The sequence below is a fragment of the Halorubellus litoreus genome, from assembly GCF_037081675.1.
Classification (GTDB): domain Archaea; phylum Halobacteriota; class Halobacteria; order Halobacteriales; family Natrialbaceae; genus Halorubellus; species Halorubellus litoreus.
In genome coordinates this window covers 633,982-660,622 of sequence record NZ_JAZAQL010000001.1, presented here as the reverse complement: position 1 = coordinate 660,622, position 26,641 = coordinate 633,982, and the positions used below count along the sequence as shown (strand labels likewise).

Annotated in this window: 24 protein-coding genes and 1 tRNA gene; 14 read left to right on the top strand and 11 right to left on the bottom strand. The window is 67.4% G+C overall.

Annotated features, from left to right (window positions below; translation table 11 throughout):
* A partial coding sequence (locus VYJ16_RS03325) for a 2'-5' RNA ligase family protein (protein ID WP_336348892.1) occupies positions 1 to 574 on the top strand: 574 nt, incomplete at its 5' end.
* 26 nt (positions 575 to 600) lie between these two features.
* Here VYJ16_RS03325 and VYJ16_RS03320 read toward each other — a convergent pair.
* Together VYJ16_RS03320 and VYJ16_RS03315 are read right to left on the bottom strand one after the other, a co-directional pair.
* Positions 601 to 2,142 (bottom strand): hypothetical protein, encoded by a 1,542-nt coding sequence (locus tag VYJ16_RS03320; protein ID WP_336348891.1) that lies wholly within the window; start codon positions 2,140 to 2,142, stop codon positions 601 to 603.
* A complete protein-coding gene (locus tag VYJ16_RS03315) occupies positions 2,135 to 2,911 on the bottom strand; it encodes an ABC transporter ATP-binding protein (RefSeq protein ID WP_336348890.1) in 777 nt (258 codons plus the stop codon). The genes VYJ16_RS03320 and VYJ16_RS03315 overlap by 8 nt, the downstream gene beginning before the upstream one ends.
* Before the next feature lie 185 nt (positions 2,912 to 3,096).
* Here VYJ16_RS03315 and VYJ16_RS03310 point away from each other — a divergent pair, with 185 nt between their 5' ends.
* Complete coding sequence (locus tag VYJ16_RS03310; RefSeq protein WP_336348889.1) at positions 3,097 to 3,678, top strand: 2Fe-2S iron-sulfur cluster-binding protein; 582 nt, start codon at positions 3,097 to 3,099, stop codon at positions 3,676 to 3,678.
* Positions 3,679 to 3,761: 83 nt separating this feature from the next.
* Here VYJ16_RS03310 and VYJ16_RS03305 read toward each other — a convergent pair whose 3' ends face one another.
* Complete coding sequence (locus VYJ16_RS03305) at positions 3,762 to 4,025, bottom strand: hypothetical protein (RefSeq protein ID WP_336348888.1); 264 nt, start codon at positions 4,023 to 4,025, stop codon at positions 3,762 to 3,764.
* 160 nt (positions 4,026 to 4,185) lie between these two features.
* Here VYJ16_RS03305 and VYJ16_RS03300 point away from each other — a divergent pair, with 160 nt between their 5' ends.
* The 3 genes from VYJ16_RS03300 to VYJ16_RS03290 all read left to right on the top strand — a co-directional run bounded on the left by VYJ16_RS03300 (position 4,186) and on the right by VYJ16_RS03290 (position 7,118).
* Positions 4,186 to 5,631 carry an MATE family efflux transporter gene (locus VYJ16_RS03300; RefSeq protein ID WP_379762001.1) on the top strand — a complete coding sequence of 482 codons (1,446 nt, stop codon included), beginning with the start codon at positions 4,186 to 4,188 and terminating at the stop codon, positions 5,629 to 5,631.
* 343 nt (positions 5,632 to 5,974) lie between these two features.
* Positions 5,975 to 6,047, top strand: a tRNA-Arg gene (locus VYJ16_RS03295).
* A gap of 552 nt (positions 6,048 to 6,599) precedes the next feature.
* The gene (locus VYJ16_RS03290; protein WP_336348886.1) at positions 6,600 to 7,118 is read left to right on the top strand and encodes a hypothetical protein; all 519 of its coding nucleotides are present in this window, start codon (positions 6,600 to 6,602) and stop codon (positions 7,116 to 7,118) included.
* Between the two features lie 128 nt (positions 7,119 to 7,246).
* Here VYJ16_RS03290 and VYJ16_RS03285 read toward each other — a convergent pair whose 3' ends face one another.
* The gene (locus VYJ16_RS03285; RefSeq protein ID WP_336348885.1) at positions 7,247 to 8,944 is read right to left on the bottom strand and encodes a hypothetical protein; all 1,698 of its coding nucleotides are present in this window, start codon (positions 8,942 to 8,944) and stop codon (positions 7,247 to 7,249) included.
* 6 nt (positions 8,945 to 8,950) lie between these two features.
* A complete protein-coding gene (locus VYJ16_RS03280; protein ID WP_336348884.1) occupies positions 8,951 to 9,748 on the bottom strand; it encodes an ABC transporter ATP-binding protein in 798 nt (265 codons plus the stop codon).
* 315 nt (positions 9,749 to 10,063) lie between these two features.
* Here VYJ16_RS03280 and VYJ16_RS03275 point away from each other — a divergent pair, with 315 nt between their 5' ends.
* From VYJ16_RS03275 to VYJ16_RS03265, 3 genes are all read left to right on the top strand, one after another.
* Complete coding sequence (locus VYJ16_RS03275; protein ID WP_336348883.1) at positions 10,064 to 10,765, top strand: Ntn hydrolase family protein; 702 nt, start codon at positions 10,064 to 10,066, stop codon at positions 10,763 to 10,765.
* 270 nt (positions 10,766 to 11,035) lie between these two features.
* Entirely contained in the window at positions 11,036 to 14,668 is a 3,633-nt protein-coding gene (locus VYJ16_RS03270; protein ID WP_336348882.1) for a S8 family serine peptidase, read from the top strand.
* A gap of 365 nt (positions 14,669 to 15,033) precedes the next feature.
* A complete protein-coding gene (locus VYJ16_RS03265) occupies positions 15,034 to 15,744 on the top strand; it encodes a hypothetical protein (RefSeq protein ID WP_336348881.1) in 711 nt (236 codons plus the stop codon).
* A gap of 143 nt (positions 15,745 to 15,887) precedes the next feature.
* Here VYJ16_RS03265 and VYJ16_RS03260 read toward each other — a convergent pair whose 3' ends face one another.
* The 3 genes from VYJ16_RS03260 to VYJ16_RS03250 all read right to left on the bottom strand — a co-directional run bounded on the left by VYJ16_RS03260 (position 15,888) and on the right by VYJ16_RS03250 (position 17,774).
* Positions 15,888 to 16,709 carry a hypothetical protein gene (locus VYJ16_RS03260; protein ID WP_336348880.1) on the bottom strand — a complete coding sequence of 274 codons (822 nt, stop codon included), beginning with the start codon at positions 16,707 to 16,709 and terminating at the stop codon, positions 15,888 to 15,890.
* Entirely contained in the window at positions 16,706 to 17,311 is a 606-nt protein-coding gene (locus tag VYJ16_RS03255; RefSeq protein ID WP_336348879.1) for a hypothetical protein, read from the bottom strand. Before VYJ16_RS03255 ends, VYJ16_RS03260 begins: the two co-directional genes overlap by 4 nt.
* Before the next feature lie 271 nt (positions 17,312 to 17,582).
* A complete protein-coding gene (locus tag VYJ16_RS03250; RefSeq protein WP_336348878.1) occupies positions 17,583 to 17,774 on the bottom strand; it encodes a hypothetical protein in 192 nt (63 codons plus the stop codon).
* A 429-nt stretch (positions 17,775 to 18,203) separates the two neighbouring features.
* On the opposite strand from VYJ16_RS03250, the gene VYJ16_RS03245 reads away from it, so the two are divergent.
* Positions 18,204 to 18,935 (top strand): hypothetical protein, encoded by a 732-nt coding sequence (locus VYJ16_RS03245; RefSeq protein WP_336348877.1) that lies wholly within the window; start codon positions 18,204 to 18,206, stop codon positions 18,933 to 18,935.
* A gap of 96 nt (positions 18,936 to 19,031) precedes the next feature.
* Here VYJ16_RS03245 and VYJ16_RS03240 read toward each other — a convergent pair whose 3' ends face one another.
* Positions 19,032 to 20,654: a hypothetical protein gene (locus tag VYJ16_RS03240; RefSeq protein ID WP_336348876.1), complete on the bottom strand. Its 1,623-nt coding sequence runs from the start codon at positions 20,652 to 20,654 to the stop codon at positions 19,032 to 19,034.
* Between the two features lie 12 nt (positions 20,655 to 20,666).
* Positions 20,667 to 21,428, bottom strand: a complete 762-nt coding sequence (locus VYJ16_RS03235) for an ABC transporter ATP-binding protein (protein ID WP_379761999.1) — start codon at positions 21,426 to 21,428, stop codon at positions 20,667 to 20,669.
* A 99-nt stretch (positions 21,429 to 21,527) separates the two neighbouring features.
* Here VYJ16_RS03235 and VYJ16_RS03230 point away from each other — a divergent pair, with 99 nt between their 5' ends.
* A complete protein-coding gene (locus tag VYJ16_RS03230; RefSeq protein WP_336348874.1) occupies positions 21,528 to 21,995 on the top strand; it encodes a thiol-disulfide oxidoreductase DCC family protein in 468 nt (155 codons plus the stop codon).
* A gap of 85 nt (positions 21,996 to 22,080) precedes the next feature.
* The gene (locus VYJ16_RS03225) at positions 22,081 to 22,815 is read left to right on the top strand and encodes an archaeal proteasome endopeptidase complex subunit alpha (RefSeq protein WP_336348873.1); all 735 of its coding nucleotides are present in this window, start codon (positions 22,081 to 22,083) and stop codon (positions 22,813 to 22,815) included.
* A gap of 125 nt (positions 22,816 to 22,940) precedes the next feature.
* Here VYJ16_RS03225 and VYJ16_RS03220 read toward each other — a convergent pair whose 3' ends face one another.
* Positions 22,941 to 23,864: a DMT family transporter gene (locus VYJ16_RS03220; protein ID WP_336348872.1), complete on the bottom strand. Its 924-nt coding sequence runs from the start codon at positions 23,862 to 23,864 to the stop codon at positions 22,941 to 22,943.
* A 134-nt stretch (positions 23,865 to 23,998) separates the two neighbouring features.
* On the opposite strand from VYJ16_RS03220, the gene VYJ16_RS03215 reads away from it, so the two are divergent.
* The 3 genes from VYJ16_RS03215 to VYJ16_RS03205 all read left to right on the top strand — a co-directional run bounded on the left by VYJ16_RS03215 (position 23,999) and on the right by VYJ16_RS03205 (position 26,601).
* A complete protein-coding gene (locus VYJ16_RS03215) occupies positions 23,999 to 25,027 on the top strand; it encodes a hypothetical protein (RefSeq protein WP_336348871.1) in 1,029 nt (342 codons plus the stop codon).
* Positions 25,028 to 25,474: 447 nt separating this feature from the next.
* Complete coding sequence (locus VYJ16_RS03210; protein ID WP_336348870.1) at positions 25,475 to 26,146, top strand: helix-turn-helix domain-containing protein; 672 nt, start codon at positions 25,475 to 25,477, stop codon at positions 26,144 to 26,146.
* Positions 26,147 to 26,292: 146 nt separating this feature from the next.
* On the top strand, positions 26,293 to 26,601 hold the full coding sequence (locus VYJ16_RS03205; protein WP_379761997.1) for a CHY zinc finger protein: 309 nt from the start codon (positions 26,293 to 26,295) through the stop codon (positions 26,599 to 26,601).
* Positions 26,602 to 26,641 lie beyond the last annotated feature (40 nt).

Genomic DNA, 26,641 nt, shown 5'->3' with positions numbered 1-26,641 from the left:
CGGTGCGGTCGACGTCGACGACGCCATCCAACCGATGACCGACATGCACTCAGCCGTCATCTCGACACTCCCCGACGAGCACCACCAGCGCGTCCTCGACGTCTGGGAGGACCTCGCCGACGAGTTCGACCTGAACCCGGCGGGCGAACTCCCGCCGCCGCACATCTCCTATCACGTCGCGGAACGCTACGACCCCGCGACCGTCGAATCACGGCTGCACTCCGTCGCCGCCGACACCGAGCCCTTCACCGTCCACACGGGCGGGGTCGGCGTGTTCACCGCCGCGCCCGTCGTCTACCTCCCGATCGCGCGGTCGCCAGCACTCGCCGGGCTCCACGACTCGCTGTGGAATCGCCTCACGGAGTTCGCCGAGCACGCCGACGACTACTACCATCCCGACCGGTGGTTCCCGCACGTCACGCTCGCGTACTACAGCCTCGAACGCGACCAGCTCGGGGACGTCGTCGAGTACCTCGGCGAACGCGAGTTCGCGTGGGAGATGGAGATAAACGACGTCGCGCACCTCGAAGCGACCGATGACGAGATGCACATCCGCTCGCGCGTCGAGTTCTGAGCGGGGGTCCGTCCTGTTGCGCCGATTCAGCCGTCAATCGTGAGCGCGGCGTATCGCTTCGCGACGTGGCGGTACGCGAACCAGCCGAGCGTCGCGAGGAGGAGGACGTCGGCGGCGAGGAGCGCACGCCCGACCCCGGAGTCGAGCGCGACGAGGCCGCCCATCCCGAACGCTGCGGCGAGGAACGCGATCGGGGTGTAGACGAGGACGGCGGCCTGCGTCGGTGCCTCGGTGTCGCCCGCTGCGGCCGCGCCCGAGGACGGGATGAGGAACCCGACCGCGGTGGAGAGGACGGCGCCGAACGCGGCGACGAGGACGCCCCACGTGACCGTCAGGGCCGTCGCGGTCGCGCCGAGCCCGGTCACGTACGCGAGCGGCGGCACGAGGACGAGGAGCGTCGGGAGGGCGGCGAGCACGCCGGCGAACGCGTAGCCGCGAGCGACGCTCGCGCCGGCGACGGGCGTCGTCAGGAGCGCCGGGAGCGCCTCCCCCTCGAGCGCGAGCGGGTTCAGCGTGAGCGTCAACCCCGCACTGACGCCCGCGAACCCGGCGACGAGCACGGGGAGCGCGCCCGCGATACCGGGCGGGTCCTGTATCAGGACGGCGGCGAGCATGAACGCGGGGACGACGAGCTGGAAGAGCGTCCGGGGGTTCCGGAGCATCCGGAGCCACGCTCGCGTCGCCACGGCGCGCGTCGGCCGACGCGTCACGGGTCGCGCGAGGTCGACGACCGCGACGACGACGCGACCGCCGCGCGTGGTCCCGGTGCCGCCGGTGTCGTCGCCGTCGAACCAGACGTTCCGCGCCGCACGCAACCCACTCCACGCGAGCAGCGGTATCGAGGCGACGCCGCCGACGAGCGCCACCGCCGCCAGGAGCGGGTCGCCGTCGCCGAACGCGAGGAGGAACGCGTCCGCGAGGAACGCCGGCGGGAGCGCCCGCGCCGCCGGTCCGAGGACGTCCGGGCGCAGGAGCGCGAGCACGACGAGCAGGAGAACGGGTACGAATATCGCTCGCGGATACCTCGCGAACCCGGGCGTCCGCCGCGCGAGCGGGTGCGCCGCGAGACCGGCCGCGAACCCGGCGACGACCGCGGTCCCGACGCCGACGAGCACCGTCGCCACTCCGAGAACGGTCGCCAGCACGGGCGCGCTCGCCGTCACCGCGACGCGCAGCACGCCTAATCCGACGAACGCGAGGAACACGAACGCCGACTCCACCGCTGTCACCGCGAGCACCCCGACGACCGTCGCCCGCAGCCCCGCACTCAGGACGAGTTCGGTGCCCGCGTCGACGTCGTCGAGCGACCGCGGCGCACTCATCGCGACCGTCGCCGCGACGAACGCCCACAGCCCCATCGCAGCCAACCGCGTCCCCGCGACCGACGGTGTCCCATCCGGCGCGAGCACGCCATCTCCACCGAAGAACCCCACCCAGGCGACGCCGAGCACGAGCGTGCGCGCCACCACCGTCCGCGGATGCGCCCGCAACCGTCGCAGCGTACACCGCAGGTCCACGCGAGCGATCGCCGCCGCGTCCCGCAGCCACCCTCGCCGTCGCTCAGGCACCGTCGCGCCCTCCCGGAGCATCGACCGTCGAAGCGTCGTCCGGCGTCGTCACGTCCATGAACGCCGACTCCAGCGTCCGCTCGCCGCCCGCCGCACGCGACTTCAACGAGTCCGGAGAGCCCTCCGCGACGAGCTCGCCGTCGAAGAGCACGCCCACCTCGTCCGCGAGCTCGTCGACGACCGACAGCACGTGCGTCGACAGGAACACCGTCATGTCCTGCGCCGCCAGGTCCGCGATGGTCTCCCGCATCGTCCGCGCCGCCCGCGGGTCCAGGCCGCTCGTCGGCTCGTCGAAGAACACCACCTCGGGCTCGTGCAGCACCGACTGGATGACGCCGAGCTTCTGGCGCATCCCCGTCGAGTACCCGCCGACGCGCCGGTCCGCCGCGTCCGCCAGGTCGAAGCGCGAAAGGAGCGCGTCCACGCGCTCGCCGGCGACGTCCTCGGGCAGGTCACGCAACCCGGCGACGTACGACAACTGCTCGCGCCCCGTCAACTCGTCGTACACCGGCGGTTCCTCCGGCAGATACCCGAGGTGCTCGGTCACCGCCGCGCGGTCCGTGACTGGCTCGCCCGCAACCGTCGCCGACCCCGACGTCGGCGTCGTCAACGTCGTCAACATCCGCATCGTCGTCGTCTTCCCCGCGCCGTTCGGCCCCAGGAACCCGTAGACGGTCCCGCGCGCCACCGAAAGCGAGACGTCCCTGACCGCAACCGTCTCCCCGTAGCGCTTCCCGAGGCCGTCCGCGTCGATGGCGAGGTCGGTCACTACCAGAGCGCTAGCCACCACGACGCCTTGAACCTCCCGTCCAAGTCACTCGCACAGTTCGCCATCGATGCTCGCTCGCGCCGCTCCGCCAGAGTCCCTGGACGCACCGAACCACCCGAGGGTCGGTCCACGACGGCGAGAACAATCACAAGTGAATTAAACCAGGTCTTCTAATCCGCCTACACATGGCAGTCAGCACTGTGGGCCTCGGAATCGGGGTGGCCCTCACGGTCATCGCCGTCGTCCTGCACTACGCTCGCGGGACCGGCTGGACCGCGAACGAGGACATCTCCCAGGAGGTCCTCGAACACCGCGCCGAGACCGTGCCCGAGACGGACTTCCCGGAGCCGATGAACCGCTCCATCGGCGGTGGCGGCGTCGCCGCCATCGGTGGCGGCGGCGAAGCCGGCGGGGAACTCGCAGAAGGCGAGGCCGAAGAGGACACCTCGAGTCCCGGCGACATCCCCGAGGACGAGATCGAGTACTTCGACATCGAGTACACGAAGGAAGGCGAGACCATCGAGGTCGCGAACAACGAGACGCTCCTGGAGGCCGGCGAGGACGAGGGCTGGGACCTTCCCTACGCCTGCCGACAGGGCCAGTGCGTCTCCTGCGCCGGCCACATCGACGGCGGCGACTCGCGGGACTTCGTCGAGCACGACAACCAGGAGATGCTCGACGACCCCGAACTCGAGGACGGCTACGTCCTCACCTGCGTCGCCTACCCGCGCGACTCCTTCACGCTCGAAACGAACGAAACGCCCTGACGCACGCGACGGACGCACTCGCCGCTCCCGATTCTTCTCGCCGATCACTCTCCGCTCTCTGTTGGGCTCTCCGTCGAGGGCCGCTACAGTCCCGTCACTTCGGTGAACTCGGCGTCGACGGGCAGTCCGGTCACGACGAGTGCCGCGAGCGCGGTCATCGCGACGGCGAGCACTAGCAGGAGCTTCCGTCCGTTCGCCGACCCGTCCCACGTCCTGGCGCGATACCAGAGGACCACTGCGGTGAACGGCGCGGCGAACGGGAACAGGTACGACACGACGCTCAACAGGAGGTACCCCGCAAGGGCGCCGGCCTCGCCACCGACCCGATACGCTCCGAAAGCTGACATAGGTCGCGGTGCGTCGTCGGTGCCCTAATGCCTTCTGCTCGACCGTTCCTTTCGTCGCCGCACGGTCGTATCAACAGGTTCAAGCGTTCCACTTTCGTTTCGAAACGTAGTGAGCTCCTCCAGCGACGACACCATCACGGAGGGCGGGCTCGTCCGACCGATGATCCGGTTGGCGTGGCCCATCGTCACCATCCAGCTCCTCCAGGTCGCGTACAACGTCGCCGACACGTTCTGGCTCGGGCGGTTCAGCGCCGACGCCGTCGGCGCGATGAGCATCGGGTTCCCCATCATCTTCCTCCTCATCAGCGTCGCCGGCGGATTCACCGCCGCCGGCGCCATCCTCGTCGCCCAGTACACGGGCGCCGACAGCGAAGGCTCCGCCGGCACCGTCGCCGGCCAGACGCTCGGGTTCGTCACGCTGCTGGCGCTCGCACTCTCCGCACTCGGCTACCTCTTCACGGGCGACCTCCTCGCGCTCCTCCCCAGCCAAGCCGACACCACCGCCCAGGTCATCCCGCTCGCCGCCGCCTACATGGAGGTGTTCTTCCTCGGCCTCCCGTTCCTCTTCGGGTTCTTCGTGTTCTCCGCACTCATGCGCGGGTACGGCGACACCCAGACGCCGATGCGCGTCATGTTCCTCTCCGTCGCCCTCAACGTCGTCCTCGACCCCATCCTCATCTTCGGCTGGCAAGCCGCCGCCATCCCCCAGCTCGGCATCCGCGGCGCCGCCCTCGCCACCATCATCTCCCGGGGCGCCGCCAGCGTCCTCGGCATCTACATCCTCTTCTTCACGCACAAGGGCCCCGACGTCGCAATCAGCGACCTCCGCCTCGAACTCGAGCACGTCACCGAGATCGTCCGCATCGGCGTCCCCAGCGCGCTCGAACAATCCGCGAGCGCCGCCGCGATGCTCACCCTCACCGCGATGGTCGTCACGTTCGCGCCCGCCGTCGTCGCCGCGTACGGCCTCGGGAACCGCCTCGTCTCCGTCATCTTCCTCCCCGCCATGGGCCTCGGCAGAGCGACGAACACCATGGTCGGCCAGAACCTCGGCGCCGACCAAGCCGACCGCGCCGAACGCGCCGTCTGGATCGCCGCCAAAGCAAGCGCCGGCGTCATGGTCGTCGCCGCCATCGTCGCCGCCGTCTTCCCCGAACCCATCGTCGGCGTCTTCATGGCCACCGGCACCGACAAAGCCGCCGAAACCGTCGCTCTCGGCTCCAACTACCTCCGCATCAGGAGCGTCGAATTCGCGTTCATCGGCGTCCTCCAAGTCCTCCTCGGCGCGTTCCGCGGCGCCGGCGACACCAAAACGGCGATGGGCTTCAGTATCGTCGCGCTCTGGCTCGGCCGCGTCCCCACCGTCGCCTACCTCGCCCTCGGCGTCATCACCCTCGGCCCACTCACCATCCCACTCCTCGACATCAGCCTCGGCCCACTCGTCATCCAAGCGCTCGACATGGGCCCCGAAGGCATCTGGATCGGGATGGCCATGGGGAACATCCTCGGCGCCATCGCCGCCGCCGCCTACTTCACCCGCGGCACCTGGAAATCCACCGTCATCGACGACACCCCCACCGCAACCACCGACGGCGGCGACCAATAACAGACGCACCACCACTGGAAGCACCCGCCACGAACGCAACCGTTCCACAATCCACCACGAAACCCAATAGCGAGGGCCCGTAGCACAGTGGACAGAGTGCGTGGTTCCGGACCACGATGTCGCGGGATTTGAATCAGGGAGCGAAACGAGCGGAGCGAGTGGAGTGACCGTGGTTCAAATCCTGTCAGAGCAAACTCTGACATACTCCCCTTCGCTCGCTAGTGCTCGCTCATGGGAGTCCCGTCGGGTCCACTCGTCTATCGCCTGCCACCAACCGATCCGACAGCCAGACCGCACACCGCTTCACAACCGTTATAGCACCAGGTGGGTAATGCACATTCGAGGGCCCGTAGCTCAGTGGACAGAGTGCGTGGTTCCGGACCACGATGTCGCGGGTTCAAATCCCGTCGGGTCCGTTTCTGGCGACGCAACACGACGAGCGCAGCGAGGAGTCTGGGTCGCCAGAAACGACAAACGAGGGAATTGAATGCCTGCCAGACGCGCAGCGAACGGAGTGAGCGAGCACGTCTGGCTTCGGGTTCAAATCCCGTCGGGTCCGTTCGATGTTCCTGCGGAACATCTCGCTACCCCGACGTAGTTCCACTCGCTCCCTGCTCACGGCTTCGCCGTTCGTATTCGCGGGACTCGCTTCGCTCGCTCCGCGTGCCGCTCGCTCGCGGGACTCCCGTCGGGTCTGCTTCTCGCGACGCAAGACGACGAGTGTAGCGAGGTGGTTGCGCCCCGTCGATCGGCAATTGCGGTGTTCGAGCTGGAGGCGGGGACGGGTGTCGCGAGTGGTGTGACGGTGGGTCGACGTCGTTGGGGCCGTCTCTGGCGGCGCTGCCGCGGGTCGCGTCGGCGCGTTCGCGCGGTTGAGGCTATACCGACTGTGATATCGTAATCAAATAAATAAAGGGGTGAGTAAATTTATAAGATTTGCATCTAATCTACAGGTACCTGTGATTGAAATGGTTTCACGCACCGTGGAGTTGTATAGCGACGGAACCGACTACGTGGTCGACCGGATCTTCGTCCCCTACGGGACTCAGATAGCGTTCGCAACCTACGCGTTCGTCTTCTTCTACTACGGGATGCTGAAGATACAGGCGTTCCTCACCGGGATGACCACGCCAGTGAAAGGCGAGGTCGCGCACTTCGTCACCGCTCTCGGACTGCCGGAGATTGGCGTCAGCGTCGGCCTCGCGATGCTCAGCATCGGTCTCTACGAGGCGCTGTTGGGTCTCCTGTTCGTCTTCAGACGCCTTCGACTGGCTATCCCGCTGTTCCTCAGTCACCAGTTCGTCACGTTCCTTTCGCTCGTCGTCGCGAGAGACTTCTACTTCCAGGACCCGTTCCTCTTCGGGGTCCCGTGGCTGTTCGACTCGTTCGCCGCGTACATCCTCAAGAACACCATCTTCGTCGGTGGGTTCGTCGTCCTCGCCGCGCTGGAACTCGGCGATAGGACGCCCGAGACGGTTCTCGAGTGATTCGGCCGCCGGTGGCGGGGCCGTCAGACGGGTCTCGCATCGACCGCGACGCGGTACTCGAATAGAACTGGAGGCGGTCACGGTGCGTGCGCGGACCTATCGATTGCTTCTCGGTCGCCGTCCGGATGTCACGCGACCTGATAGTCGTCGATGCGGTGGACGGCCCACCGGTACGCTACCGGCACCGCTACTGCGACCGTCGCGGCGAGCACCCATCCGACGGTCGCCAGCGTCTCGGCGCTGGGGTCGACGCCGAACGGTAGATACCGACCGGCGAGCACGGACCCGAGGGTCCGAGCCGGCTCGCTGACGCCGACGGCGACGCCGGCTACCGCGAGCGTGAGCGCGATAGAGAACACGCCGTACGCGACCTTGCTCGGTGGGACCATCCGTCTGTGGTCGGAGACAGTCAGCGACTCGAACCGGGGGAAGACGGCGCCGATACCGGCTGCGAGGACTGCGGCGGCGACGACCGCGCCCACGCCAGCGCCTGCTACGGCGACCACCTCGTGAGCGGGGAGGCCTGCAGCGATGCCGACGACGGCAGCCACGGCGGCGGTCGCGGGCGCTACCGGTGCCGCGGCGGCGAGGACGGTCCCGCGTACTATCTTCGCGCCGTCGGCGCGGGCGGTCAGCACGGTCGGGAGCATCTGTCCGAGGTCGCCGATGGGGTTCAGCGGGAGGACGGCGCCCGCGGCCCACGCCCCGTACCAGACGACGAACCAGGCGGCGTACCAGGGGACGTCTCCGGTGCGGACGATGCGAGCGGCGAGCGGTATCGCGGCAATCAGCGGGACGACAGCGAAGAGCAACTGGAACGGCTCGCGGTAGACGCGTCGGAGTCGCGTGATTGCGACCGTTCGGGATTCGGGCGCGAAACCGGCGGTCGCGAAGGCGGCGTCCAGGCGGTCCTCGGACGCTGCTGTCTCGACGTCGGTGGTTTCGTCGTCGTCTTCGGGAGTCCCGCTCGCCTCCCAAGCGAACCGGGCGGCGGGCACCGCCAGGACGGCGCCGACGGCGCCGACGGCGCTGGCGGCGACGAGCGCGGTCACTGCAGCGGTGACGGACGCGTCCGCGCCGGTCGTCGTGAGCAGCGCGAGGTCACTGAGCGACCCGAGGGGTGGGGCCTCCAGGAGCGGTCCGAGTTCGTCGACGACGGCGGTTATCTCCCCGGTGACGATGAGGACGACGTACCCGCCGGCGGCGACGAGGGCGAGCAGTGGTTTCAGGCTCGATAGGACCGGGGACCGTCGGATGGCGCCTTTCGCTGCGAGACCCAGGGCGTAGCCCGCGGGGATGGCGGAGGCGAGAATGGCGACGCTCGCCAGCGCGCTCCCGACGACCGGGAGCGGCGTGCCGAGGCCGAGGCAGATGCCGGCGGTGGTGCCGGCGACGGGGACGGCGACGAACAGCGTCGACTTCGTCGCCGTCGACAGCAGTCGTGCGGCGACCAGGTCGACGGTGGGGCGGATGGTGAGGTAGTACCCGTCGTTCGCCAGATCGCCGTTGGACCCGACGGCTTCTATCGTCGCGACGGCGGCCATCGCCAGCCAGAGTGCGCTCCAGCCGTAAACGAGGCCGGTCGTCGAGAGCCACGATCCCTCGCCGTTCGCGTACGAGGTGCCGACTGACGTTCCGACGTCGTAGGTCACCCACGCGCCCGTGACGAGGCCGGCGAGCGCCACCAGTCCGAACAGGACGAGGAAGTCCTGGTCGGTGACGCGCCTGAACTCCCGGCGGACGTCGGTGACGGCGAGTTCGCGGCTCCGCGAGAGCGAGAGGTGCTGGAGGTCGCCGACCGACCCGTCCTTCGAGGCGTCACTCACGGTGGGTCACCTCACGTCCTCGGAGCCGGCGGTCGCCACTTCGCGGTCGCTCCGGGCGGTCCGCTCGTCCGCGTCACCGGTTACCTGCAGGAACACGTCCTCGAGGTCGCCGTGTGCGCCGTCCTCTTTTCGGGCTTTCAGCTCTTCGGGGGAGCCTTCCGCGACGAGCACGCCGTCGTCGATGACGCCCACGCTGTCGGCGAGTTCCTCGACGACGTCGAGGATGTGCGTCGAGAGGAAGACGGTGACGTCGCGAGTCGTCATCTCCGCGACGGTGTCCCGAACCGTCCGCGCGGCACGGGGGTCCAGGCCGCTCGTCGGTTCGTCGAACAGCACGACGTCGGGGTCGTGGAGGACGGCCCCGATGAGACCCAGTTTCTTCCGCATGCCCGTCGAGTAGGAGGCGACGCGACGGTCGGCCGCGGACTGGAGGTCGAACCGTTCGAGGTGGTCGCGTACGCGTTCGGTACGCGTCTCGTCGTCGAGTCCGTGGAGGCGGGCGACGTGGTGCAACTGCTCGCGGCCGGTGAGTTCCTCGAACACCGGGGGGTCAGTCGGCAGGTACCCTATCTTCGGTGCGAGGGCGGGTCGGTCGGCGACCGGGACGTCGGCGACGGTCGCGGTCCCCGACGTGGGTGCCGTCAGGGACGTCAGGAGTCGCATCGTCGTGGTCTTCCCGGCGCCGTTCGGGCCGAGGAATCCGTAGATACTCCCTTCGGGTACCTGTAGGGTGAGGTCCTCGACGGCGAGTTCGTCGTCGAACTGCTTCGTGAGGCCGTCGGTCTCTATCGCGAGGTCGGTCATCCCGACGCAGCCACCTCGGGGGCGTCCTCGGGCACCGGTTCCGTGGGTGCGTTGTCGGGTCGCGGCGGCGACGGTCGATTTTCCCGGATGAACATCGTATCGAATAAAACGAATGGCTCCCTCTAAAACTATCGGTTACTTCCGTTACTTCCGGGACGACCGACGCTGGATGCGACGTGGTCGACCCGGTTGCCAGTCCTCGATTGGGCGACTTCGCCAGCTCGGCGCGGGCGCGCCGGCGGCGTGGGGTCGCGCCGTCGGACAGATATCTGATGTATCGACAAATTTTTCAATACCCGAACGGTCTGCATGATTATGGAACGTAGCCGGCACGGAGTTCGACGACTCCTCGATTCGCGAGACGGGGGCGTGCTCTCTCGCTCCGACCGCTCGGAGACGAGCGAGTCGTCGCGCACCGTCAAGACGGGGACGACCGCGATCGGGGTCAGCGCCGCCGACGGAGTCGTCCTGGCGACGGACAAGCGAGCGTCGCTCGGCGGCGAGTTCGTCGCGAACAAGAACGTCCAGAAGGTTCTGCAGGTGCATCCGCGGGCGGCGATGACGCTCGTCGGGTCCGTCGGCGACGCGCAGTCGTTCACGAAACTCATGCAGGCGGAGACGAAGTACTTCGAACTCCGCCGCGGGGACCCCCTGGACATCGCGGCCCTCCAGCGGTTCGTCGCGAAGATGATTCGCGAGGTCGGCGGTCGCCGCATTCACCCGCTCGTCGCCGGTATCGACGAGGACGGCCCGCGACTGGCGTCGGTCGACGGCGCTGGCGGGCTGCTCACTGACGACTTCATCGCGACGGGGTCGGGGATGGAACTCGCGTACGGCGTCCTGGAGGACCAGTACGAGGAGGGCCTCTCGATGTCTGCGGCGACGGACCTCGCTGTGGAGACGGTCCGGTCGGCGGTCGAGCGCGACACGGCGTCCGGCAACGGCCTCCACGTGGCGACCATCACGAACGACGGCGTGGACGTCACCGGCTACGACGCGTTCGAGAACGCTCCCTGAAACGCCGACGGACCTGTCGGCAGACGATACAGTTCTGGTGGTGGAGACAGCGCCACAACGGCTCGTTCCTCGGTGTAGGGACCGTCGAATCCGTTTCTATACTGCAGCCCGAGGATAGATTCTAATGTATTCTATACAGATACAAAATATTTATCAATGCAGGACAAAAAGGCGGAGTCATCGATAATGGCACCTGGACGTCGAGCGCAGTTTGCGGCGGGAATCGTAACGCTCCTCGTAGTCTTCAGCGCCGTCGGTGTCGGTGTCGGTGTGGCCAGTCCGACCGACGGCGCCACCGGACCGGCAGAAGTCGCACTCACGACCCACGACGTCGACGGGTCGACGGCCGGGGCCGCGTTCCCGGCCGCTGAACGGTCGACGCTCCCGGAACACGCCTCGCCGGCCGGCGACGGTGAGCAACTCACGCTCCTCAGTGGCCAGACCGTCACCGCCGTCCAGTCCAACGGCGAGACTGGGTATCGAACCACCGACGACGCGGCCCTGCGGCGGGTTGAGACGGCCGACGGCACCTACGTGCTCCCGGCTGGCGTCGACCTCGAGCGGTTCTCGCCCGCGCTGTTCGACGTCGACTACCTCTTCCGGAACGGCTACGACGACGCGGAATCGACGCGCGTGGTCGTCAGCCTCGACGCCGACTTCGACAGCGGTCAGCACCGCGCGTGGGCCGCCCAGATGGGGCTTCGATTCCACCACCGCCTCGAGGACAGCGACGCCATCGTCGCGTCCGTGCCGGCGTCCGACGACGGCGAAGCGTTCCGGAACCTTCGAACGTCGCCGGTCGTCGAGTACGTCTCGCTGGACACGGGACCGGCGAGCGACGCCCGGACGACGCAGTCGACCGACGACGGCGACGCCGCGGCCGCGGGCGACGAGCCCGTCGTCGCGGTCATCGACACCGGCGTCGACGAGACGCACCCCGACCTCGACGACGGTGCGGAAGTCCTCGAGAAGGACTACACCGAGACCGGGGGCGAGGCGACCGACGTCAGCGGCCACGGCACGCACGTAGCCGGCGTCATGCTCGGGAGCGGCGACGCAAGCGACGGCCGTCACGCCGGCGTGGCCAGCGACGCGAAGTACATGGACTTGAAGGTCGCGAACACGGCCGGCGGCGGCAAGCTATCCGACGTCCTCTCGGCCATCGAGTTCGCCTCGAAGAACGGCGCGGACGTCATCTACGTCGGCGTCGACGTCGACGCGGACCGCCGCCAGGTCCGGACGCTCGTCGAGCCAGCCGTCGACGCCGCGGTCGAGCGCGGGTCGCTCGTCGTTGCGCCAGTCGGCGGGAAGCCGGTCCCGAAGACCTCGCCGGACAGTGGCGTCCGAGAGTTCTGGTCGGCGTCCCACGGCATCGGCGCCGCCCCGGGCGTACTCACGGTCGGCACTACGACCCCGCAGGGGGACGTCGCGGCGTTCTCGGAGCGCGGCCCGACCGCCTCGGCGCACCTGGCGCCAGACGTTGTCGCACCTGGGTTCTACGTCCGCGGCGCGGCGTCCGATGACCGAATCGGCGCCGACGAAGTCGAATCAGACTACACCACGAAGACCGGGACGTCGGTCAGCGCCGCCCTGGTCGGCGGCCACGCCGCGGCCCTGCTCTCGGAGCGTGCCGACCTCCAGCCGAGCGACGTCGAGTCGCTCCTGGTGTCGACCGCGGACCCGCTCGAGGGACGCAACGTCTACGAGCATGGCGGCGGGAGCGTCGACGCGAGTCACGCCGCGAACACGACCCTCTACGTCTCCCCGGGAACTATCAGCTTCGGCGCTCGCGAGTCCGGGACGACGCTCTCTCGCGTCGTCACCATCGAGAACACCGGTGACGACGCTCGCACCGTGTCGCTCGACGCCACCGCGGTCGAGATAGCCGACGACCGAGCCGGCGCGGTCGAACTCAATCGCTCGACGGTGACCGTTCCCGCCGGCGACAGCGCGGCGGTCCGCCTCACGGTCGAAACCGGGAGCGACGGCGGCGTGTACGCCGGCCGCCTGACCGTCACTCCGGAACGCGGCGACTCGCTGTCGACGAGCTTCGGGTACGCTCGCTCGCACACGCTCCGCGTGAACAAGACCGCTGGTGGTGACGCACAGGACGTCGCGTCCGACCCGCTGCTGGTCACCTCGAACGTCCCCGAGTACGAGCGGTCGCGACTCACGTCGCTGAACGACTCGACGATGACGTACCGGACGTTCGGGAACGACGTCACCGTCGGGAGCATCGGCAGCGACGAGCGGACGGGCGAGATGGTGATGGTGGCGAAGACCGTCGACGTCGACGGCGACGGGACGGTCGTCCTGAACGAGAGCGACACCGTCCGGTACGAGATAGACGCCGGCGCGCTCGAAGAGACCGCCGGCAACCAGATGGCGCTGTACTCGGAGGGCGTGATCCAGCGCCGGTTCGCCGGGGACGGCAAGTCGACGCTGTTCGAACTCCGGTCGGTGCGCGCGCGCCAGCAGAGCGTGCGGTTCAGTCAGTCACCCGAGTTCAACGCCAGCGTCGCGGCGACGCTCGTCCCGCGGTCGTCGGTGAGTCGGAGCTCCGAGAACTTCGACGCACCGGACGTCTACCTCCTGCACTACGCGACGGTCGGCGTCGACGGTCCGGAGACGTTCACGGCCGAACCCGGTCGACTGGCGGAGATCGACGTGACGTACTACCGGAACGGCCGTGGGAGTTCCTACAGCGTCATTCCCTACGTGCAGACGGTGACGTGGCGAGAGGGCGGGAGCCTCGGTATCCCGCTCCGAATCGGTGACCGCGTCCGACAGACCGTGCATGTGACGCCGCAGACGGCCGCCTACGGGTTCGGCGCGTACGGTGGCGGCGAGGAGCGCCAGTGGGGTGGCTGGGCGAACCCGCAGGTGCCTCGCGCCGATAGCTCTCGAATCGTCACGGTCAACGTCCACCCGACGACGGGTCGGCTCCTCAAGTGGCGGCTCCAGGACGGCCGGTTCACGACGAAGGCCGCCCAGAAGAAGGACCTGAGTCACGAAGTCCTCCGGGACTTCGGGCCGGAGCCGAACACGTTCGTCGTCGACATCGGGAACGATAGCGCGCGAGTGTTCGACTCGCAGGGTCCGGGTGCGGTCGTGAAGGCACCGCTTCCAGTGGCCGAGGGCGAATCGGTCACGCTGTACACTATCGGCCGGAACCCGTCCCAGAACCGGTCGACGATGACGCAGTCGGTCTACCACGGGACTTACGAGCCCGGGACCGACACTCAGCCGCCGCGTCTCGACGTGTACTGGCTCGAGAACCTGACCGTCTACAATACCGTTCCACGCGGTGAGGCCACCGTCCGCCTGAAAGTCAAGGAGGACAGCAACGTCACCGTGTTGGGCGCCATCGGGAAGTTCGACGTGGCGACCGTCTCCGGTGACGAACCGAAGGAGGTCGTCCAGCGGGCGCTCGAGAACGACGACTACGAGGCGCTACTGAGCGCGTTCGTGGAGGGGTCGGTCGCGCCGGACGCGGTCTCGAAGGTCGGCCCGCAGACGTACGAGGTGACTGCCGACACGTCCTCGTTCAGCGAGGGTGATAGGCTCGACGTTCGCGTGCTCGCGGTCGACGAGTCGGGGAACCTCATGATGGTCACGTCGGAGAACGCGACGGTCATCGGTGACGGGCCCGCCGGTCCCGGGGAGGGCGCCTACAAATCCGAGGAAGGCATCACGGTACCTACGACTACGGAGGCGACGACCACGTCTTCGACGACGGCCGCACCCACGACCGCGACGGCGACGGAGACGCCCTCGACGAGTGCGCCGACGAGGACGACGAAGACGACCGCTGCGAGCGATGGATCGCCGGGGTTCTCGGGGCTCGTTGCGGTGCTCGCGGTGGTCGCCGCCGTGGCGCTCGGTCTCCGGAAGCGCGACTGACGGCAGAGGGCGGCGTAGCATCCGCCCGACGCCCGTGGCAGTCGTCGTCTGTGCCGCGAACTGATACGCCCCTTGCGTCGGCTGGTCCCGTCGGCGCGGACCGCTTCCGTGTGGTCGAAACCCGAACAACTCACGCCCCTCGATAACGGGAACCAAAACTCAGAACGGGTACAATATAATAGAATTGTAACGTGCGCATCTCTCGTATCGTATAGTTCGATACTAACTGCTTACATCTCGATTCTCCGGTTACTATCGCAGGATAGCGTCCCGACAACTGGGTGAGCGGACCCATTGACTTCGATGTTTCTGACTGTAGTATGAATTAATTTTATATAGCCACATGACAATGCTGGTGAATACGTATGCAAAAGCATACTGAGGTCCTGGAGCAAGGGACCGCTATCAACGGTTCGACCCGCCGAGTTGCACCGCCAGTTATCGAGCTCACCCAGCAGGACGTCGCGGACGCGTCCATCGAGGGACTCGACGGCAGTCTCGTGGTCCTCTACGGGAAATCCGACTCTCCCGCTATCGACCTGTTCGACTCGGGTACCGACGTCGAGGCGTTCCAGAGCTGGCTGGAGTCCGAACTCTCCGCCGACGCCGACAGCCACGGCGACGACGTGCAGGCGACCGCGGAGCTGTCCTACTGTGGACGTACCGTCACCGACGACCTGACCCTCGCTGCGGGCGACACCTGCGGCGTCGCCGTCACCAGCTTCAACGGCGGGGACCTCGACGAGTCCGGGTTCAAGATCGAGGAGGACGTCGTCGACAGCGACGCCGACGTCGAATACCGACTCATCGTCGTGCCGCCGACCCTCGACGAGGGCGAGCAGGACGCGATGGATACCATCCCGGAGTACGCGGACGGCAGTTCCGTCCGCCTCGCCGGCGAGTCCGAGGTCTGTGGGACGCTGCTGGCCGCCGGCGCGTTCGTCGTCTCGGCAGGTGCCGGGTACGCGGTCACCTCGCGCGTCAACAGTATGTCCGAAGGGCTGGTCGAGGCCTCGAACGCCGAAGACGTCGACGCGGACGCCTCGGTCGACGAACTCATCGACGCACAGAGCTGAACGCGGACGAGGTGGTCGACGTGACCAGCCGACAACGCCTTTTTTGACGCGATTCGGTCCTCACCGAACGACGGTCACGACGCCGTCCTCGGCGTGCACGCCCGTCGTGTGCGTGCGAGCGGCCGCGACGGTCGGCGACCCCGCTACAGGAACCACTGGTGGACGTAGAGGTTCGTCAGATACACCGGGAAGTACGAGGCCGGGAAGATGAGGATGAACCCGTTCAGCCCCATGAGTAGCCCGTTCATCAGATGGAAGACGATAGCCGTTCCGAAGAACAGTGTCGTCGTCGACGGGTCGACGACGAGCACCAGCGGGTAGAGACACTCGAAGATGATGACAGACCAGGAAGCGAACAGGCTGACGTTCGGGTATGACGTGAGGAGGTCGTACACTCGATTCTCCCCGAACGTGTAGGTAGCGAACACGCCCTGGAGGCCGGTACCGGACCGCCAGTCGGACGAGATGAGCTTGAGGTAGCCCGCGATCGCGTACGCGAGGATTCCCTGGACTGCCATGAACAGTATCGCCGCGACCCGCACGACGCTCCCTTCGGGGAACAGCGTCCCCAGGAACAGCCCGATATTCATCACCATCACCATGTGGTAGGCGCCGCTGAGACCGACGAGGATACGGTAGAGGATGACGACGTCGGTCAGGAACAGCACGCCGAAGAGCGCGGGATGCAGGGCGTCCAGGGCGGCAGCGCCGGCCAGGAGGACGCCGAAGACGATGCGGGTGACGAGCACGGCTTTGAACCCGGTCGGTTCGACGAACGGTTCCACGAACCTCGACCCCGTGTTGTTCTGGAAGTAGAGCTTGAAGACGCGCCAACTGAGCAGTCCGTCGTCCTCGAGGGTGCCCGCGCTGGAGAGCTGTTCGAGTCCCGACAGGCACGCCCAGAGCGCGACGAACGCGGACATGGCACGGAAGGCGAGGTTGGTGTCGATGATGCCGTCTATCATTGTTCGAGCTTGTGGAACTGCGAGATGTAGATCGGTTCGTACTGGGTTTGCTCGCGCGAGTTGGCCATGATGGCGAACTGGGTTGCGTCGCTCATACGGGAGTGGTCTTGGAGCGAGACGCAGTTGAGCAGCGACATGTACAGTATGGAGCCTTGCTTGTCGCCGAGGTCGACGGGCTCTAGTTCGAGCTGTTGGGCGTTCTCCTCGTCGGCGACGGCCGACGACCCGTCGGTCGTCTCGTCGGCTTCGACGGGTTCGTGTTCGTCGGCGACGGTGCTCGTGAAGTGCTCGACGACGTCGAAGAGGGCCTTGTCACGGTAGATGTCGGTGTTCCAGAACAGGTGAGTCCACTTGCGTTCCATGCCGAACCGCGGGACGCGCTGCCACGCCGTCTTCGAGCCGTCTACCCGTTTGTCCCTGTAGAAGAGGTGGTAGTCGACCTGGCCCGGGGTCGGAGCGAAGAAGCTCCATCCGGGGATTATCGGTGCGAAGTCACCGACGATGCGGCGGAGGAGAGAGCGAGAGCGCTCCGTCGAGTTCAAGATGGTTACAGCTATCCACGCGAGGAGGACGAAGATTATCGGCACAGTCAGTGGACTCATGTTTCAGATTGCGTTTTGCTGATAGGCTCATTAAATTTACTGATATGCGCGCAAGTTTCACGTAATCGGAGATGGGAAAACACGCCTGCCGGAATCGACTGGCGCGTCGCGTTAGGTGAGGACTGGTCGTCGTCGAGCCGGTCGATGGTATCGGCCGGCCCGGGAATGCCGTCGAGTGGAGACCGGGGCGCGACCCTGCGACCTTGCTGACCGTTCGGTCCCTGGGTGTGATTGTTCGGCTACACGTCATCGTTGCGGCAGGACGAGGTCGTCAGGCCGCTTGGGCGTTCCAGTTGTATGTGGTGGTGAGGGCGGCGAAGACGGTGGCGAGGACCGCCAGGGAGACCGGGTCGATCCCGAGTACGGGGACGTTCGCGATGGCCAGTACGACGAAGACGACCGCGAGCACCCAGAGGGCGACTATCTGGACGCGCCCGCCAGGGAGTTGGTCCTTCAGACCCATAACCATCAGTAACGGCAGCAGGTCCTTAAATCTTTTTGAAGGTTACACTTGTTGAAAAATCTTCGGCGGCGGCGGGGTGTTGACGCGGGGTCGGCCTCGCGAGCGACCCGGTCTCGGCCGACCGGTGAGTGTGGACGCCTCAACCCAAGAGAACGAATTCAAACGACTCTTGATATTGTTTATCATGGGTCAGTATTCTCTGGATAAAATATGTCTGTCCAATCGAGCTAGATATTTTCTTATCTAAATTATAGAACGATGCGTGCGTCGAGATGACGGAATCGACGATCCGACGAATCTGCCAGCAGGGGTGGACCTATCGATTTTCTATTGCTACCGGCCCGCTCTCAAAATTCGAAAACTATCCGTCCATATAACTTTTCTTGCAATAAATTTATTAGCGTATCCCGTAAATATGTTCTCGGTTGTATGTCAGAGCAATTTGACAGCTTCGACCAAGGTGAAGTGACTGCTAACGGACACCGCCGCGTCGCACCGCCCGTCATCCGCGTGGCGGACGACGACGTCCAGGACGTCTCGATGGGGCCCATCGAGGGTAGCCTCGTCCTCCTCCACGGGAGTGCCGATTCCGAGGTCATCGAGGAGTTCGACCGGTCCGTTCGGACCGGTGACGGCGCCGCCTTCCGTCAACTGATGGAGGACGAACTCGAAGCGTACACCGACGCCGAGGACGCCCCGCAGACGGCCGACGACGCTGCTACGGCCGACCTCACGTACCACGAACGGACGGTCGTCGACGACCTCGCCGTGGACGATGACTCCTTCGGCGTCGCCGTCGCCCCCTACCAGGGCGGCGAACTCGACGAGGACGCGTTCTCTGTCGAGCAGGACGTCGACGACGCGGCGGACGTCCAGTACCGTCTGGTCGTCGTGCCGCCGACCCTCGACGAGGGCGAGCAGGACGCCAACCAGATGATCCCCACCGAGACGGACGGCGACTCCATCCGCGTCGACACCGACTCGAACCTCTGTGTCGGCGTCTTCGCCGCCGCAGCGTTCGGGTTCGCGGTCGGGACGGCCGTCGCCGCCGGCGGCGACGCCAACCTCTCCCGGGACTCCCTCGCCGAGGCGAGCCTCGAGGAGACCGAAGAGACCACCGTCAGCGCCTCGGTCGACGAACTCATCGAAGCACAGAGCTAAGCCGACAGCGTCCTCGAGCGACGCCCGCTTCTTCGTCTCCGTCGTTCGATTACCGGACGGCCACCGCCGTCGCTCGAACGTGCCGGCCGGCCGCTCTCAGGACGCGAGTTCGAATCCGGTGACTCGCCCGAGCGCGAACCGGTACGCGACCGACGCGAGCGTGACGCTCGCGACGACGCTGCCAGCCACGCCGAGCATCGCTGCCGCCGCCGGCGGCACGGGGACGACGGTCGCTACCGTCTCGGGCCCGTACACGCCGACGAGCGCGGGGACGCCGAGGCAAAGGACGACCACGAGGTAGAGCATGACGGACTGCAGGCGCGGCGGGTACATTCCGCGACTGCTGTGTATCGAGATGCCCTCGAACTGGGGGAACGAAACGCCGATGGCGAGGGAGATGAACGGACCGGTCGCTCCGAGGACGACGCCGAGGACTGTCACGGCGAGCACCGACGACAGCGGGAGCGTGGTGGTGACGCCCGCGGCGAGCGTCGCCACGCCGACGACGATCGTCCCGGGGATAGACGCGGCCAGGGCGTGTCCGTTCAGTAGCGTGGCGCCGCCTTCCGGCGTCGTGAGCGTCGCCGGCAGCATCGGGCCCTCGTTCCCGAGGGGGTTGAGCGTCGTTCCGACGCCGAACGTCGCCGCACCGTACGTCGCCACGGCGTAGGGGAGCATGGTCGGGTACGCGTTCACGGCCGCGGCGCCCGCGCTGATGGTGAGCGACAGCAGGAGCCCGCCGAACAGCAGCACTCGCGGGCGACGGCGGACCCGCCACCAGGTCACCCTGGCGACGGCGGCCGCCTCCCTGGTCGCCACCTTCCGTGCGAGTCGCGGGAGGAACCCGGGCGAGTCCGAGCTCGCGTCCGTCGACGTCGTCGAGCGGTCGTCGGCGTACCAGAGGCTCGCGCCAACTCGCCCGGCGGCGAGTGCACCGCAGACGAAGACCAGCGGCCCGGCGGCGAGCACCACTCCGGCTTGGACGAGAGACGTCTCCGCGGCCGTACCCAGGAGCGCGAGGTCGGCGTACCACGCCAGCGGCGTGCCATGCACGACCGCGAGCGGGTCGGCGAGTACTCTGGTCGCGAGGAACCCGACGACGACGATGGGGCCGGCGACCAGTGCCTTGTTCTCCCTCAGCCACCGAACGCGCCTGAACGCGAGCTGGACGCCGAGCATCGCCGGGTAGCTGATTCCGACGGCGGTGAGGATGGCGGCGGCGCCGGCGAGGAGCACGAACGCCGCCGCCGCGGCCGACCCGACGCCGGCACCGAACGCGAGCGCGGCGGCGACGACGATAGCGCCGCCGAGCCTGATGGTGAACCCGACGTACGTGACCATCTCTCCCAGCGCTATCTCGCCGGGGGCGACCGTGACGAGGAGCCCCTCGAGTTCGTTGACGACGCCGCCCTCGGTGAGTTCAGGGAGTGCGACGAGGTACCCCAGGAACAGGAAGAACCCGACGGAGACGGTCCGGATGGTCTCGAGGACGGCCGTCGACTCACCGGCGGCGAGGCGCTCCCCGAGGCTGTACGCGGCATCGGACGTCATCAGGTCCTCGTACACGGGAATCGGCGCCTGTCCGACGACGGTCGGGATGAGTAGGAGGACTGGCAGGACGTTCATCGCAGCGAGGGCCGGGCGTTCGCGCAACTGCCGTAACTGCCGCACGGACTCGATGCCGGCGATTCGGAGGCTCTTTGAGAGAGATGTCTTCATTGGTGGCCGTGATTACGGGGTGACCTCGCCCTCGCGGTCGGTGGTGATGTCGATGAACGCGTCTTCGAGCGACCAGTCGGTTCCGGCTTCCGCGCGGCTAGTCAACTCGCCAGGCGTCGCTTCAGAGACGAGCGTCCCGTCGTCGAGCACCCCTACGGTGTCGGCGAGTTCCTCCACGACGGGGAGTATGTGCGTCGAGAGGAAGATGGTCGTGCCGCCGTCGGCGAGTTCGGTGAGGACTTCGCGCATGGTCCGGGCGGCGTTCGGGTCGAGACCGCTCGTCGGTTCGTCGAGGAACAGGACGGGTGGGTCGTGGAGGAGCGCCTGCACGAGTCCGACCTTCTGGCGCATTCCCGTGGAGTAGTCCTGGATGCGTCTGTCGGCGTCCTCGAGGAGGTCGAACCGGTCGAGCCACGATTCGACCCGGTCGTCGACCTCGGCGTCGGGGACGCCGCGCAGGTCGGCGTAGTACGTCAGTTGCTCGACCGCGGTCAGTTCGTCGTACAGCGGCGGGCGCTCCGGGAGGTAGCCGACGTTCGCGCGTACGGCGTCGCGGTCCTCGATGGCGGCGCCGGCTATCGAGGCCGTTCCCGCGGTCGGCGTGGTGAGACCGACCAGCATCCGCATCGTCGTGGTCTTCCCGGCGCCGTTCGGGCCGAGGAAGCCGTATATGTGGCCGCTCGGGACCTGGAGGTCGACGCCGTCGACCGCGACTTCGTCGCCAAACGTCTTCCGTAGTTGGGTGGCTTCGATGGCGAAACGTCGAGACACGATGTCCCGTAGCCCGTGTCAATTCATCAAAGTTGCGGACTTGTTTAAAACCCACTTCGGTCCGAAATGGATTAGGGCGCGCGCGCCGAAGGATCGGGTATCGTGACGGACGTCAAGGAAGCGCGCGAGGCTATCGCTGCCGGCCATCCCGTCGTCCTGTTCGACGGTGTCTGTAATCTGTGTAATCGGTTCGTGCAGTTCGTGTTGCCGCGCGACGCCGACGGCCGCTTCAGGTTCGCGTCGCTCCAATCGTCGGTCGGGCAGGCGTTGCTCTCGGAGTACGACCTCGACCCGGGTCAGCGGGAGACATTCGTGCTCATCGAGGACGGTGCGGCGTACACGAAGTCAGAGGCGGCGCTGCGCGTCGCGGCGAATCTGGACGCACCGTATCGGTACGCGTGGCCGCTTCGGTTCGTTCCGTCCGCGGTCAGCGACGCCGTCTACGACTTCGTCGCTGCTCGCCGCTACGAGTGGTTCGGTCGGAAGGACCGCTGCATGATGCCGGATGCCGACGTCTCGAACGCGTTCCTGTCGGACGGCCCTGCGGACGGTCAGCGGTCGGTCGAGTGACCGTCCATCCGTCCACGGCCGCGGGTTCGAACCACAGTAGTACTTATCAATATTTATTGTAGTGGGTATTGTAAACGGCGGCTACATGGAGGATAACCGACATCAGGCGTACGACCGGGGGAGCACTATCTTCTCGCCGGACGGCCGCCTCTATCAGGTCGAGTACGCCCGACAGGCGGTCAAACGTGGGACGACGAGCGTCGGGCTGCGGACGGAGAGCGGCATCGTGCTCGCTGCGTCCCGCCGGGTTCGTTCGCCGCTGGTGGTCCTGGAGAGCATCGAGAAGACGCACTACGTCGACGACCACATCGCTGTCGCGAGTGCAGGCCACGTCGCGGACGGGCGACACCTCATCGACGTCTGCCGTCGGGATGCGCAGGAGAACCGGTTCGAGTTCGACCGACCGATCTCGGTCGCGGAGCTGACCGACCTCCTGAGCGAGTACATCCAGGAGCGCACGCAGACGGGCGGCTATCGGCCGTTCGGTGCGGCGCTACTCGTGGGCGGCGTTCGCGACGGGGAGTCGCGACTGTTCAGTATCGACCCGTCGGGGACGACGTACGAGTGGACGGCGACGGGTATCGGGAACGGTGCGGAGGCCGCTCGCGAGTCGCTCGCACAGCGCCACGAGGAGTCGATGAGTCTGGACGAGGGCGTCGACTTGGCGCTGGAGACGCTCGCACCGTTGACAGAGACGGTTCGCCCGGGCGTCTTCGACGTGTCTGTTGTCGACGCGTCGACGGCGTCAGTGGAGTTGCTCTCGACGGAGACCGTCGACGCCCACCTCTCGGAACTCGACGTGTCGGTCGACGACGAGTAGTCGCCGGCCGCAGTCGGGCAGCACCCGGAAGCGTTCGCGGGCCACGGCGCGGCGCTCTTCCTCGTTCTCGGCATTCACTCCTCCGACGTCGTCGGGTTTGGGGGACGGTCCGGGTCGACGGCGATTCAGCTGACTGCGTCGAGTACTGTGGGGCCGCCAGTGACGAGTCCGGCGCCCAGTACCACGAGGAGGACGCCGGCGAGCACGCCTTTCGTGACGCGTTCGAGGTCACGGAGCCAGATGGCGGAGAAGGCGATGGTGAAGAGGGGTGCGGTGGCGACGAGGGGGTCGACGACGGCGACTCGCCCTTGGGGGTGGGCGAGCGCGGTGAACATGCTGAGGAGGGCGACGGCGGTGATGGTGCCGCTGGCGGCGAACACGACGTAGGTGCGCGGTGGTTTCTGGAGGACGTCGCGGCGGCCGGTGGCGGCGAGGAACGCGGCGAGCGCGACGAGCGCGGCTAGCTCGTTGATGGCGACGGCTTCGAGTGCGCTGGCGTCGCCGAGCTGGAGGCCGTAGCGGCGCGCGACGTTCCCGACGGCGAACGCGGCCGCGGCGGCGAGCGGCACGAGGAGGTCCTGGGGCTGCCACCCTTCGATGTCACCGCCTTTCGCGACGGCGAGGACGCCGAGGCCGAGGACGAGGACGGCGATACCGACGGCGGTCGGGGCGGAAAGGGGTTCGCCGATGAAGCCGACGGCGAGCGCGGTGGCGAACAGTGGGCGTGCGGAGAGGACGGCGCTGGAGATGCTGGCGCCGACGCGCTGGTTCCCGGCGAAGATGGCGATGCGGCCCAGGGCGGTGCCGGTGGCGCCGGCGAGCGCGAACACGGCGAGCGTCTCGACGGAGATGCCGCGGAACGGCGATGGTTCGAGGAGGGCGATGGCGGCGAGGTAGATGGTGGAGTCCGCGAGCACGACGACGAGCGACGCCTGCAGGGGCGTGCCGCCGTCGGAGAGCGCGCGCTTCTCGATGACGGGCGTGAACCCCCAGAGGACTGCTGGAAGGAGCGAGAGTGCGACGACGTCGAGCGGTGCGGAGAGCGCCACGCGTGGTGGTGTGCGCGGGAGCGCCATAACCGGCGGGGAAGCGGGGAACGTGGCACGTGCGATGGCGTCGGCTGGACGCGGGGGACGCGCGGCCGCTAGCCACTTATCGGGGTGCCACGTACTAGCACGACTGCATGACCGAGCTGTCGCGAGCGGGTCGGGAGCGACTCGCCGCCATCCGGGCGGCGGGGTCGCTCTCCGCGCTCGCCGACGTGGTGGACGCCGCGGCCGAGCACGAGGCGTACTTCGCGGCGAAGGACGCGTGGCGCCGGCTCCGCGGCCGGGAGCTCGACGGCGTCGACGAGGTCGTCGAGGCCGGTGCTCGGGTGCCGGGCGCGACGGTTCGCGTCGGCGAGCGGTCCGTGCACGTCCACGGTATCACGCACGCGGACACGGACGCGGAGCGCGAGTTCCTCCGCGAGCACGTCCGGGGGTTCCTCGACGCCGGCGCGACCGTGTACTGCGAGCAGGGCATCCGCGGGATGTACTTCCGGGACGTCCCGGGCGTGTGTGGGATGGACGACTATCGGTGGGCGCTCCGCGAGTGCCAGCGGCGCGGCATCGAATCGCACGTCGACGGCGACCCGTTCGATTCGCTCGCCGAAGACGTCGGGGACCTCGCCTCGGAGTTCCGGGAGGCGGCGTTCTCGCTCGTGGACGCGAGCGGCGACCGGTTCGGGCGGCGGTTCGAGCGCGCGGTCGGGAGCGTCGCCAGCGAGTTCTTCCGGAGTCACGCCGACCACGCGACCGGCTCGGACTTCGCGTCGTTCCGACTGCGCGAACGCGCCGCCGAGGACCCCAGCGCGCTCTGGCGCCTCCAGCGGTACTACGAGTGCGCGTTCCTCCCGCAACCGCTCGAACGCGAGTGGCTGCGGCGCCACGACCCCGAGCTCGAACTCGTCACGCACGCCCGGAACGCGCGGATGGCCGACTACGCGGTCGCCCACGCCGACGGAACGACGACCGGGGAGACGGGTGACGCCGAGGGGATGCAGCCGGGCGATCCGGGTGCTGCGGACGACGACGCGTCGGCGCAGTGCCGGGAGTTCGGCGACGTCCACCTCGTGGTCGGCGCAGCCCATCAGCCCGGCGTCCGGTACTATCTGGAGCGGTATCGCGACGGCGAGCGGCGCGTCGAGTCGTTCGACGCCGTCCTCGAATGACCCCTGGTCGCGACGACCGGGTGCTCGCCGCGGAGGGAACGTCGTCCGAATGCCGGCCGCTCGCCCGGTGAACCCCGTCGAAACCCCCGTGGGGAACGACGGTGCTCGCGCGCACTCGACCGAGACCCCTCTACAGAGAAACCTGTCTAGAAAGTGGATGGAGATGGTCTGCATCGAGGGCTGATGGAAAGTACCGGAGTGGCCGCGAGACGCAGTCTCGAAGCCTCGAACCGGAGTCTGGCGATTCGCCCCGTCGAGGGGCCGAACGAGACCGTCAGGTTCCGGCAGCACTTGCATTCACCACCGACGGCCGAGAAACCCGCTCGAACCTGCATATGCAGGCAGTACCGATATAAAGTGCTGGATTAGAAACGTGAATGGATTTGAAGACCTTGATTGATACGGGGGAATATACGATGTACATCTCGACACCTGCCCAAGCATAGGATGTTCGTACAGTTCCATCTCGACTCCCAGGTCCTGTCGACAGCACTCGAGCACGCGCCGGGGATGCAGGTGGCGGTCCAGCACGTGGACTCCTCATCCTCGATACCGCTCCGGAGTGTCTTCTGGGCGTCGGAAGGCGACTTCGAGTCGTTCGAAACGGGACTCGGCGTCGACGAGACGATCACCGACTCGCGGTTGATCGCGGAGAACGGCGACGAACGCCTCTACCGCGTGCACTACGACCTCGACCAGCCGGACGTCGACATCTACGAGGCGGCGATCGACTCCGACGGCGTCTTCCTGAAGGGGGAGACGGACGGCGACGGCTGGACGGTGAAGATGCTGTTCCCGACCCGGGACGCGTTCAACGAGTTCCGGGAGGCGTGCGCCGCAGTCGACCTGACGGTGGACGTCGACTCGATATACAGCAAGCCGTTCTCCGGGTCCGGGGACGAGATCGCGCTCACGGACCCGCAGCGAGACCTGTTGACGCGCGCCGTCCAGGTCGGTTACTTCGACATCCCGCGGGAGACGACCCTCCAGGAGCTCGGCCAGCAGATGAACATCTCCGGGCAGGCGGCGTCCGAGCGCCTGCGCCGCGGGATGGAGACGCTCATCCGCGAGACGGTGACGGAGGAGACGCTCGCCGAGGAGGAGAACAGCAACACGTAGGCTGACGGCGCTCGGAGTCGAGAGTCATGACCGAGGACGCTGGCGTCCCGTCGACGGACGCCGTGACCACTGACCGCGCGGGCGGCGACAGCGACGGCGATGGCGGCTGCGTCGCCGACGGACGCTGCGTCGTCGGCGGCGTCGCGGTGTTCGGTGTCGCCGTAGACGAGGCGACGCGGTGCGCGCACTACGACACGGACCGTGACGTCGTCGCGATACGGTTCGCGTGCTGCGAGCAGTTCTATCCGTGTCACGCGTGCCACGACGCGGTCGCGGACCACGACGCGACCCGCTGGCCGCGCGAGCGCTTCGACGCGCCAGCGGTCCTCTGTGGCGCGTGCGAAACCGTCCTCTCGATAGCGACGTACTTGGACTGCGGGCACGAGTGCCCGGCGTGCGGGCACGCGTTCAACCCCGGGTGCGGGGCGCACGCCGACCGCTACTTCGACGTGTAGCTCGAGGCTGCTCTCTTCGTGCGGCGTTGCGCGCCTCGAC